We start from the raw sequence: 10,523 nt of genomic DNA, 5'->3' as shown, positions 1-10,523 counted from the left end.
CATTGCCCGCCGGCAGCAATACAAAGAAACAAATAAAAATCCCCGCCAGAAGGCAGGAAATACAATCCGAAACGGTTTGATTCACGACATGACAAACTGATCGGCCACCTCCGTCATACGGCAGCTCCGTCCCTGCGTGTACAGGCCACAGTCCCTGCAGCCGATTGACTCGAAACCCATGCGGATCTTTTCCCCCTGCCCGAAGGCGGGGATTTTTTGTTTTCCTATTTAATCTTGAACAATTTGTGACTTAAGAGCGAGCATCAAGTGGTAAGTTGTAACAATTGGCAAGTGTGAAGTGATAAGTGTTGGATATGGTTTCCTGCGGAAACCAATTTATGTAGTGCGCTCCGCGCACGGCCTTTGCCTCCCAATTTGTGCTAATGAACCTTCACCTCGCCTGTGCACATCCCCATATATAATTTGCGGCCCACCAGGGCCCCCACCTTCACTTATCACTTACCACTACTCACTTATCACTTCCCCTCCTATCCATTCTTCTGAAATATGGCAATAAAAAATCCAGCTGTCTCGCATAGTGCGCTAACTCACGGTCTTTTGGCGTACAATCAATGCTGATGAGCATTTTAAGCCCGCCTGTGCACATTCCCCATATTTAAAATCTGCGGCCTGTCAGGGCCGCCACCTTCACGAACCACGAAGAACGAATCACGAATCACGATCAGAGACAGAAGGCGCAAACCATAGCCCCGTAATTGTCTCCAATAAAAAAACCGTACCCTCGATGGGTACGGTTTTTTTATTTTAGATGCTCTTTGTCGCATGGAGGCGGGTCAGGGCACGCATGAGGGCCAGTTTCGCTCTTTCCATATCAATTTCCTTGCTATGGGAGTGAAGTCTGTCCTCTGCGCGCTTCTTTGCAGCCTGCGCACGGGCAACGTCTATGGTCTCTGCCAGTTCGGCGAGAGGAGCAATGATATTGACTTTGCTGTCCTTTGTTTCAAGGAAGCCGCCAAATACAGCGATTCTCTGTTCTTTGCCCGGTTTTTCAACGCGGACTACACACATATCGAGAGCTGCGGCAAGGGGAAGATGGTTTTTCATGATAGCGAATTCGCCATCTTCTGCACGGGCTGCCACCAGGGTTACGCCGTCATCGGAATAGATGGGGCCGTCCGGGCTGATGACTTCCACATGCATAGGATTAGTAAGGGTATCAGCCATGGCTTATTCCCCTTTCTTCATCTTTTCAGCCTTTTCGATTGCTTCATCAATTGTGCCGACCATGTAGAATGCGCCTTCCGGCATATCATCATGCTGGCCTGCGAGGATTTCCTTGAAGCCTCTGATGGTTTCCTTCAGCGGTACATATCTGCCTGGGGAGCCAGTGAACTGTTCAGCTACGAAGAATGGCTGAGACAGGAATCTCTGAATCTTTCTTGCACGGGCAACGATCAGTTTGTCGTCGTCGGAAAGTTCTTCCATACCGAGGATGGCGATGATATCCTGCAGTTCCTTGTAACGCTGCAGAATAGCCTGTACGCCGCGGGCTACTTCGTAGTGTTCTTTGCCGAGTACGTTCGGGTCCAGAATACGGGAGGTGGAGTCCAGCGGGTCAACGGCCGGATAAATGCCGAGTTCGGCGATGGAACGGTTCAATACGGTGGTTGCATCGAGGTGGGTGAATACGCCTGCCGGAGCCGGGTCGGTGAGGTCATCGGCCGGTACGTATACTGCCTGAATAGAGGTAATGGAACCGGATTTGGTGGAAGTGATTCGTTCCTGCAGTTCGCCGATATCGGTGGCCAGTGTCGGCTGGTAACCTACGGCGGATGGCATACGGCCGAGCAGTGCGGATACTTCGGAGCCTGCCTGTACGAAACGGAAAATGTTATCGATGAAGAGCAGTACGTCCTGGTTTTCTTTATCACGGAAATATTCAGCCATGGTCAAACCGGTCAGGGCTACTCTCATACGAGCTCCCGGCGGTTCGTTCATCTGGCCGTAAACCAGTGCTACTTTGGAAAGTACGCCGGATTCTTTCATTTCGCCCCAGAGGTCGTTGCCTTCACGGGTACGTTCGCCTACGCCGCAGAATACGGAGCAGCCGGAGTGTTCGGTAGCTACGTTGTGAATCAGTTCCTGAATGAGGACGGTCTTGCCTACACCTGCGCCGCCGAACAGACCTACCTTACCGCCTTTAGCGTATGGGCAGATGAGGTCAACGACTTTGATGCCGGTTTCGAAAATTTCTGCTGCCGGGGACTGGTCTTTGAAGGCCGGTGCCGGGCGGTGGATCGGCCAGGTATCTGCTGATTTAACAGGGGTGGGGTCGTTATCTACGGTCTGTCCAAGGATGTTGAAAATACGTCCGAGGACTCCGTCACCTACCGGTGCTGCAATAGCACGGCCGGTGTCGATAGCGGGCATACCACGCACCATGCCGTCTGTGGAGCTCATGGCTACGGTACGGACTACGCCGTCTCCGAGGTGCTGCATGGTTTCACAGATGACATCAACAGGAACGCTGGCTTTATCGTCTTTTACATGGATTGCGTTATAGATGGCAGGAAGTTCTTTGTCATCATCGAAGGCAATATCGACTACTGCGCCGATGACCTGTACGACTTTCCCTACCTGCATCTCCTGTTCTTTTGCCATGAAGAAGCATTCCTCCTTAAAATATTGAGGTTATTCAAGCGCAGCGGCGCCGCCGACAATTTCGGAAATTTCGTTGGTGACCTGGGCCTGACGGGCTTTGTTGTACGTCAGATTGAGGTCTGCGATTCTTTCGGTTGCATTGTCGGTTGCGGCGGACATGGCTGCCATTCGGCTTCCCAGTTCGGAAGCAGCGGACTGCAGCATGGCGTTGTAAACCTGTACCTGTACATATTCCGGGAGCAGCTTGGAGAGGACTGTCTTTGCATCCGGCATGAAGATATAAGGATCTTCCTTGATCTTCATGAATTCCTCGGTTTCCCGATGGAACTGGGCAATGAAATCGTCTTCTTCTGCAGCCGGTTTCTGCTCTTCTTCCACTTTCTGGGTGGGGTCTTCGATAGGAAGCAGTTTAGTGACTTCCACGGTCTGACGAAGAGCGGTGATAAATCTGGTATAAATGATATAAACTTCGTCCACTTCTTCCCTGGTGAAGTAGTCAATCATTTCCTTGGCTAATTCAATGGAATCCTGGGCGGACGGTTTATCGGAAAAGCCGAAATGATAGGAATCGAGGTCATACCCGCGGAATTTCAGGTAGTTTCTACCCTGTTTCCCGCACATGTAAATGCAATAGGTTGAACGATCCTTACCGGAGATTTCCTGCATGGTCCGCTTCATAACGTTGGAGTTATAAGCACCGGCGAGGCCTTTATCCGCACTGATGATGAGATAGCCGACCTTCTTGACGGGTCCGTTCCGGAGGAGCGGGCTTTCGAAACCGGTTGTAACCGAAGAAGCACGGCGCAGAAGCTCTCCGATTTTTTCAGCATAGGGAAGGGAGCCGTTTGCTTTTTCTTCTGCTTTGCGCAGACGGGCAGCGGCCACCATCTTCATTGCTTTCGTGATCTGCTGGATGTTGGTGACAGATTTAATGCGCCCTTTTATATCACGCGTACTTTCCAATCAGATCACCCCTCTACCGTTTCAGACTTTTCTTCTTTGGATGCTTTGTAGCGTTCCTTGAATTCGAGAATAGCAGCTTTCAGTTTTTCTTCGGTTGCATCGGTCAGCTTCTTGGTCTTCACGATGTCTTCGCCGATTTCCGGATGGCTGCTGTGGAGGAATGCGAGAATCTGGTGTTCGAAGTCTACGACTTCATCGACACCGATGTCGTCGAGGTATCCTTTTACTGCTACATAAATAGCCTGTACCTGGTCTTCGACCGGATATGGGGTATACTGCGGCTGTTTCAGGATTTCAGTGGTTCTCTGGCCGCGGTCAATCTGTGCCTTGGTGGCAGCATCGAGGTCGGAACCGAACTGAGCGAATGCGGCAAGTTCGCGGAACTGAGCCAGGTCCAGACGCAGGGTACCTGCGACCTGTTTCATAGCTTTGATCTGAGCGGAACCGCCTACACGGGATACAGAGAGGCCTACGTTGATTGCCGGACGGATACCGGAGTAGAAGAGTGCGGTTTCCAGATAAATCTGGCCGTCGGTAATGGAAATAACGTTGGTCGGAATGAATGCGCCTACGTCGCCTGCCAGGGTTTCAATGATCGGCAGTGCGGTGATGGAGCCGCCGCCCAGTGCATCAGAGAGACGGGCTGCGCGTTCCAGAAGGCGGGAATGCAGATAGAATACATCGCCCGGGTAAGCTTCACGTCCAGGTGGACGACGGAGCAGCAGGGACATAGCACGATATGCGACAGCGTGTTTGGAGAGGTCATCATAAATGATGAGGACATCTTTGCCCTGACGCATGAAGTGTTCTGCGATGGATACGCCGGAATACGGTACAAGGTACTGCATCGGGGAGCCTTCGGATGCACCTGCATGGACGATGATGGAGTAATCCATAGCGCCTGCTTCCTTCAGTTTTTCGTATACGCGAACAACGTTGGAGTTTTTCTGGCCAATGGATACATAAATACAAATAACGTTCTGACCCTTCTGGTTCAGGATGGTATCGATACCGATAGCTGTTTTACCGGTACCACGGTCACCGATGATCAGTTCACGCTGACCACGGCCGATCGGAACCATGGAGTCAATTGCTTTCAGACCTGTCTGCAGCGGAACATTTACCGGCTGTCTGTCGGCAATGCCCGGAGCTTTGATTTCAATGTCGCGGTATTCGTCGGTCTTAATTTCACCCTTGCCATCAATTGGCTGGCCCAGTGCGTTAACGACGCGGCCGATAACTGCGTCGCCTACCGGTACCTGCATCAGGCGGCCTGTTCTTTTAACAACGTCGCCTTCCTTGATGGATTCGGAATGACCCAGAAGAACGGCACCTACGTTGCTTTCTTCCAGGTTCAGTGCCATGCCGTAAACGCCATTCGGCAGTTCCAGCAGTTCGCCGGCCATGCAGTTCTGCAGGCCATAGATATGGGCAATGCCGTCACCGACTTCAAGAACCGTCCCTACTTCATCGACATTGAGGTCTACTTTGTAGTTTTCAATCTGTTTTTTGATGACAGATGTAATTTCATCTGAACTGATTTTCATTTTCCTAGAAGTCACCTCAATCTCTTTGCATCAATTGCGCTTTCATTTCACCAAGCTGACGGGCAACGGAACCATCGATGAGGCGGTCACCCACCTGGACGGTAAAGCCGCCGATCAGGGCCTGGTCAACTTTCTGTTTCAGGAGAATCTTCTTGCCGGTAATTTCGGAGAGTTTTTCCTTCAGCGCTTCAGCCGAGGACTTGCTGAGTGGAAAAGCAGATGTTACGATTGCTTCTTCCATTCCCATGCCTTCATGAGCCATGGTCACGTAGTTTTCGACCATCATGGGGAATGTGCCGAGACGGTCTTTGTCCAATACTACGAAGCAGAACTGCAGGACAATCGGCTGTACCTTGTCTGCAAACAATTTTTTAAGAGTTTCTTTCTTTACATCCCGACGGATGAGGGGATGGTTCAGAAAATCCTTGAGTTCCGGATTCTTCGCGATGGTATCGGCGATGAATGTCAGATCTTCTTCGGTTTTCTGCAAGCTGTTTTCTTCAGCAGCCACTTCATAGATAGCACGTCCATACTTTTTTGCAAGGATTACGTTCTTATCCATGGTTACTTACCTGCTTTGCGGGCATCCAGCTTTTTGATGCTTTCCGCAATGAGCCGGTCATTGTCTGCCGGGGTCATATTTTTACTGATGATCTTAGCTGCGATGTCACAGGAAAGGAGCGCCACCTGAGATTTCAAATCTTCAAGAGCATCCTTGCGTTCTCTTGCAATCTGCTTGGTTGCGTTTTCTTTTTCCAGTTCAATAGCGGCATGTGCTTCATCAATCTGGGCCTGAGCCTGTACCTTGGCTTCCTTGACTGCCTTGTCGACAATTTCCTGAGCCTTGGCCTGTGCGTCGCGGAGCTGTTCTTCATAGGATTCCTTCAGCTTGGCAGCGTCTGCCTTGGATGCGGCAGCGGAATCCAGGTCGTTCTGGATGCGGGCTTTGCGGTCATCGAGGACCTTCAGCACCGGCTTGTAGCAGAAATGACCGAGAATTGCACAGAGAATGACGAAGTTGATGATCTGAATCAGCAGTGTTCCATTGATTTCTACCAATTCGATCCCTCCTTAGTAATATTGGGCAATATTATTTCAGGATTGGGTTAGCGAATACGAGTACGAGAGCGATAACGACTGCAATAATCGGAATAGATTCGATAAGGCCGATAGCAACCAGCATGTTGGTGAACAGTTTATCAGCGAGTTCCGGCTGACGGGTCATGCCATCGATAGCATGGATTGCGGCGCGGGCATCGTTTACGGATGCGGTAATAGCGCAAACTGCTGCAATAACGGTTGCTGCGATAAGGGAATACTGGGCGATAAGAGTCTGATCCATGATAATAATTCCTCCTGAGAATTAATTTAAATTTGCCGGATGAGGTCGGTGCCTGAATGGATATGGGCCGTTTGGACGGACGGTGCCGTGCCGTTTATTATGCAGCGGCGCTGCGCTCCACCAAAGTTAGAGAGATTCTCTGATATACACAGACGAAAGGGTGGTGAAAATATACGCCTGAACCAGGCCTACGAACAAACTGAAGGCGATCCAGATGATAGGTACAATCGGCGGGCAGAGGAAATACAGGATTTCCAGCAGGATTTCGCCTGCGAGAATGTTGCCAAATAGACGCATTGCCAGCGTAACCGGTTTCGAAATCTCTTCGATGGCATTCATGACAATGAACACGGGGAACGGCTTGAAGAAATGGGCAATCCATTTACCGAAGCCCTTGTTCTTGATGTAATAGAAATGAATCATTACAGAGCTTCCAAGTGCCAGACCCAGCGTGGTATTGACGTCATTGGTCGGAGATGCTGTCAGATGCGCAGTCGGGAGCAGACCCAGCTGGTTGGCCGTGAAGATGAACAGGAAAAATGTCAGAAGGACATTGATGACCTGACGGTACTTCGGCCCCGTATTTGACCTGAACTGGCTGCAGAGAGCATCGAATACAATTTCAATGAGGCTCTGCCACCGGCCCGGAATCAGCTTGTTCGTACCACGAGTCGCGGCAAATACGGCAATGAAAACTATAAGTGCAGTAAGCCATGTGGTAAAGATGGTATCCATATTGACGGACAAGCCAAAAAGCTGCGCCACAACGTGTGTACCTGTGTGCAGATGCATAATCTCACCCCCTTCCTCTTGCAATGACTTCAAGAAAATCTATTTCTTAATTAAACTGGCCAGGCGTTCCGTGAGGGACGCGATGGGCAGAGTAAGTAAGCCGCCTAAATACCCGAAAATATTGAACGGGCTGAAAATGACCGCCAGAGCGGAAAGGATTTCCAGAAAAAATCTCGACGTGGTGTACATAAGGAGATGATGGCCCAGGTAGGTTGCATCCCTGCCATCTGCCATCCACTTGTTATATCGCATTTCCAGAACTTTATAGAACAGGATGTGAAACAGGGCTCCAAGTGCCCAGCCTGCAGACCAGGTCCAATCCATAAAAAGAAAGAGGACCGCCGCACCGGCTATGCAGTAAGCCAGCAGGAACTTCGTTATGCGGGCCGCATAATTTGGAAATGCCATGTCCACTTTCATACTATTTCTTCCCTACTATCTGTTTAATGACGGAATACAGCCCTGAAAGGGCACCCATGACGGAGAGAAAAATGGTGCCAAACGGGCTGCTGTCAAAAAATTCATCACATTTGAGGCCCATCCAGACGCCAAGGGCAATGGAAATCAGCATGGTCACACCGGCCCCCGACGCCACTGCGATCCCATGCATCGGGTTCCAGTCGTCTTCTTCCGGCGCTTTTCCCTTGTCTTTCCCTTTTTCCATGTCCGCTCTCCACAGTTTCCCCGGCTTCACCGCCGGATAGCGTTTGTAAAATTGGGCACGTTAAACACAAATCGGTTTTATTCTTAAACAGTATAACATACTGAATGTCACTTGGCTATAAATTTGGAAGGTTTTTTATCCGATAATCCTTCAATCCACAAAAGGGCAGAAGCGATGCGTTCTGCGGATTTTCCATCGCCATAAGGATTGACTGCTTCCGCCATGGCTTTGTATTCTTTCTCATCGGTGAGGAGTCTGTAAGCCGTATCGAATACTTTATCTTCATCGGTGCCTACGAGCTTTACGGTGCCTGCTTCCACCGCTTCGGGCCGTTCTGTCGTATCCCGGAGGACGAGGACCGGTTTGCCGAGGGACGGCGCTTCTTCCTGAATGCCGCCGGAATCGGTGAGGACGATGGCAGATCTTGCCATGAGATTCGTGAAAGGTTCATATTCCATGGGTTCCACCAGGTGGATGCCTTTGACCCCTTCCAGTTCTTCTTCTACCGCTTCCCTGACCTTCGGATTTCTGTGAACCGGGAAGACCACTTCCGTATCCGGCACCGCTTCCACCAGTCTCCGGAGCGCCCGGTATACATGGTGCATGGGGTCGCCCAGATTTTCACGTCTGTGGGTGGTGACCAGGATGACTCTCTTGTGTTCTTCAATGGCTTCTATTTCCGGATCTTCAAAGTGGTAATCTTTCTTTACCGTATGGAGGAGCGCATCGATGACTGTATTTCCTACCACGAAAATGGAAGAATCTTTTTTGTTTTCACGAAGAAGATTCTTCCTTGCCGTTTCCGTAGGCGCAAAGTTCACATTGGCAAGGACTCCCGTCAGCTGGCGGTTGGCTTCTTCCGGCCAGGGGGAAAGGAGATTTCCCGTGCGGAGGCCAGCTTCCACGTGAGCCACTTTGATCTGCTGGTAGAAAGCAGAAAGGGCTGCGGTGAAAGTGGTGGTGGTATCGCCGTGGACAAGCACGTAGTCCGGCTTTTCCTTTGCCAGCACTTCTTCCAGGCCCCGGAGCACCCGGGCCGTAATATCGTAAAGGGTCTGGCCGCTCTTCATGATATCCAGGTCGTAGTCCACAGGAAGTCCGAAGAGATCCACCACCTGGTCCAGCATTTCACGATGCTGGGCAGTGAGGCATACCTTCGTCTCTATTTCCTTGTGCTTCAGAAGTTCTTTCACCACCGGCGCCATTTTGATGGCTTCCGGACGGGTGCCGAAAATCGTCATTACTTTCATGGTTTACCTTCTTTTTTAGAAATAACTCAGAGCGGATTTTTCCATTGAGGAGGTTCTATTTCCTCTTTCGTTTCTTTATCTTCTTTTACTTCTTCTTTTATTTTATCCTTATTAATATCTAAAGCTTCTTCCTTTTTCTTCTGCTGTTCCAGCTGATAGGGAGAGGGAACGATTTCCTTCATGACTCCCAGCTTTCTGGCCCAGAGGAGGAAAAGAATCATGGCAACCAGCACGAGGATTCCGCCTATAAGCGTCCGGATGTGGATAACGATGAGGGCCAGGCAGGCGAAGAAAGCGGTGAGGCCATACATGATGAGCACCACCTGCTTCTGGTTGAGCCCTTTGGCAAGAAGGCGGTGATGAAGGTGATTCTTATCCGGTGAAAAAATCGGGACTCCCGAAGATTTCCTGCGGATAATGGCCAGGAACGTATCTGTAATGGGCACTGCCAGCGCCAGAAGCGGAACGACGAGGACGGCTGCCGCTGCGGTCTTCATATTTCCCATAACGGAAACGGAAGCAATCACATAGCCCAGGAACATGGACCCCGTATCGCCCATGAAAATCTTGGCCGGATTGAAATTATACTGCAGGAATGCAAGGCAGGCACCGGTCATGGCCACCATGGCAGCCGCTGCCGTCCACTGGCCCATCTGGAATGCCAGAAGAGCGATGGCGATAGAGGCAATCGTCGCAATGCCGGCTGCCAGGCCGTCCAGTCCGTCGATGAGGTTTACCGTATTGATGAAACCAATAATCCAGAAAATCGTGAGGGGAATGGAAATAAAAATAGGCAAGTAAATGATGCCAAGCCTCGGGATGTGGATCCAGTCGATATTGATATTGAAAATCACCACAGGAATAGCGGCCGCAATAATCTGCCCCAGAAGTTTGACTTTCGGCGGGAGAGATACCACGTCATCGGCTATGCCCACAATAATGAGAAAAGTGGCGCCAAGCATGATGCCCACCATTTCATAAGTAAAGCCCACTGTCGCAATGATGGAAACCATGAACCCCGCATAAATAGCGAGGCCCCCCAGACGGGGGATGAGCCCGTGATGCACCTTCCGCGCATCCGGCTTGTCCACCGCCCCAATGGAAATGGCCAGCTTCTTCACCACCGGAGTGAGCACAAAAGTCACGATCAGTGCCGCAAGGAACGTGAACGCATAGGCGAACAACGTAACACCTCCTAAAAAAGACAATACTATATGGTTATTCTATCATAAGTGAGATAGTGGTGGAAATAGGAAAATCGTCGCCATTTTGTAAGGATTGTATAAAGGATGAAAAACAAAATACGACATACTTCTATGCGGAACTTTCTTAAAAAACAACTT

General features: G+C 50.4%; 12 protein-coding genes. All 12 read right to left on the bottom strand.

Annotated elements, in window-relative coordinates:
• Positions 1–765: 765 nt before the first annotated feature.
• Positions 766–1,185 (bottom strand): F0F1 ATP synthase subunit epsilon, encoded by a 420-nt coding sequence (locus QZN42_RS06670; protein WP_296955664.1) that lies wholly within the window; start codon positions 1,183–1,185, stop codon positions 766–768.
• A gap of 3 nt (positions 1,186–1,188) precedes the next feature.
• Complete coding sequence (atpD, locus tag QZN42_RS06665) at positions 1,189–2,622, bottom strand: F0F1 ATP synthase subunit beta (RefSeq protein ID WP_296955662.1); 1,434 nt, start codon at positions 2,620–2,622, stop codon at positions 1,189–1,191.
• Positions 2,623–2,652: 30 nt separating this feature from the next.
• Complete coding sequence (atpG, locus tag QZN42_RS06660) at positions 2,653–3,585, bottom strand: ATP synthase F1 subunit gamma (RefSeq protein WP_296955659.1); 933 nt, start codon at positions 3,583–3,585, stop codon at positions 2,653–2,655.
• A gap of 5 nt (positions 3,586–3,590) precedes the next feature.
• Positions 3,591–5,132, bottom strand: a complete 1,542-nt coding sequence (gene atpA / locus QZN42_RS06655) for a F0F1 ATP synthase subunit alpha (RefSeq protein ID WP_296955656.1) — start codon at positions 5,130–5,132, stop codon at positions 3,591–3,593.
• A 16-nt stretch (positions 5,133–5,148) separates the two neighbouring features.
• A complete protein-coding gene (locus tag QZN42_RS06650) occupies positions 5,149–5,694 on the bottom strand; it encodes a F0F1 ATP synthase subunit delta (protein ID WP_296955653.1) in 546 nt (181 codons plus the stop codon).
• Positions 5,695–5,696: 2 nt separating this feature from the next.
• Complete coding sequence (gene atpF / locus QZN42_RS06645) at positions 5,697–6,191, bottom strand: F0F1 ATP synthase subunit B (RefSeq protein ID WP_296955650.1); 495 nt, start codon at positions 6,189–6,191, stop codon at positions 5,697–5,699.
• A 31-nt stretch (positions 6,192–6,222) separates the two neighbouring features.
• On the bottom strand, positions 6,223–6,474 hold the full coding sequence (gene atpE, locus QZN42_RS06640) for an ATP synthase F0 subunit C (RefSeq protein ID WP_296955648.1): 252 nt from the start codon (positions 6,472–6,474) through the stop codon (positions 6,223–6,225).
• Positions 6,475–6,600: 126 nt separating this feature from the next.
• Entirely contained in the window at positions 6,601–7,266 is a 666-nt protein-coding gene (gene atpB, locus QZN42_RS06635; RefSeq protein WP_296955645.1) for a F0F1 ATP synthase subunit A, read from the bottom strand.
• 39 nt (positions 7,267–7,305) lie between these two features.
• Positions 7,306–7,686, bottom strand: a complete 381-nt coding sequence (locus QZN42_RS06630) for a hypothetical protein (protein ID WP_296955643.1) — start codon at positions 7,684–7,686, stop codon at positions 7,306–7,308.
• A 1-nt stretch (position 7,687) separates the two neighbouring features.
• Positions 7,688–7,930: an AtpZ/AtpI family protein gene (locus QZN42_RS06625; protein ID WP_296955641.1), complete on the bottom strand. Its 243-nt coding sequence runs from the start codon at positions 7,928–7,930 to the stop codon at positions 7,688–7,690.
• 107 nt (positions 7,931–8,037) lie between these two features.
• A complete protein-coding gene (gene wecB / locus QZN42_RS06620) occupies positions 8,038–9,180 on the bottom strand; it encodes a non-hydrolyzing UDP-N-acetylglucosamine 2-epimerase (protein WP_296955640.1) in 1,143 nt (380 codons plus the stop codon).
• A gap of 26 nt (positions 9,181–9,206) precedes the next feature.
• Complete coding sequence (locus tag QZN42_RS06615; RefSeq protein ID WP_296955638.1) at positions 9,207–10,364, bottom strand: glycosyltransferase family 4 protein; 1,158 nt, start codon at positions 10,362–10,364, stop codon at positions 9,207–9,209.
• Positions 10,365–10,523 lie beyond the last annotated feature (159 nt).

Origin of the sequence: uncultured Dialister sp., assembly GCA_900314595.1 — a bacterium.
GTDB lineage: Bacteria > Bacillota > Negativicutes > Veillonellales > Dialisteraceae > Dialister.
Note: the sequence above shows the minus strand (reverse complement) of the source record. Positions and strands in the feature narration are given on the sequence as shown.

Bases quoted from the DNA above. Each gene is read 5' to 3' on its own strand.
- QZN42_RS06670 (WP_296955664.1), bottom strand. From the start codon at position 1,185: ATGGCTGATACCCTTACTAATCCTATGCATGTGGAAGTCATCAGCCCG.
- atpD (WP_296955662.1), bottom strand. From the start codon at position 2,622: ATGGCAAAAGAACAGGAGATGCAGGTAGGGAAAGTCGTACAGGTCATC.
- atpA (WP_296955656.1), bottom strand. From the start codon at position 5,132: ATGAAAATCAGTTCAGATGAAATTACATCTGTCATCAAAAAACAGATT.
- QZN42_RS06650 (WP_296955653.1), bottom strand. From the start codon at position 5,694: ATGGATAAGAACGTAATCCTTGCAAAAAAGTATGGACGTGCTATCTAT.
- atpE (WP_296955648.1), bottom strand. From the start codon at position 6,474: ATGGATCAGACTCTTATCGCCCAGTATTCCCTTATCGCAGCAACCGTT.
- atpB (WP_296955645.1), bottom strand. From the start codon at position 7,266: ATGCATCTGCACACAGGTACACACGTTGTGGCGCAGCTTTTTGGCTTG.
- QZN42_RS06630 (WP_296955643.1), bottom strand. From the start codon at position 7,686: ATGAAAGTGGACATGGCATTTCCAAATTATGCGGCCCGCATAACGAAG.
- QZN42_RS06625 (WP_296955641.1), bottom strand. From the start codon at position 7,930: ATGGAAAAAGGGAAAGACAAGGGAAAAGCGCCGGAAGAAGACGACTGG.
- wecB (WP_296955640.1), bottom strand. From the start codon at position 9,180: ATGAAAGTAATGACGATTTTCGGCACCCGTCCGGAAGCCATCAAAATG.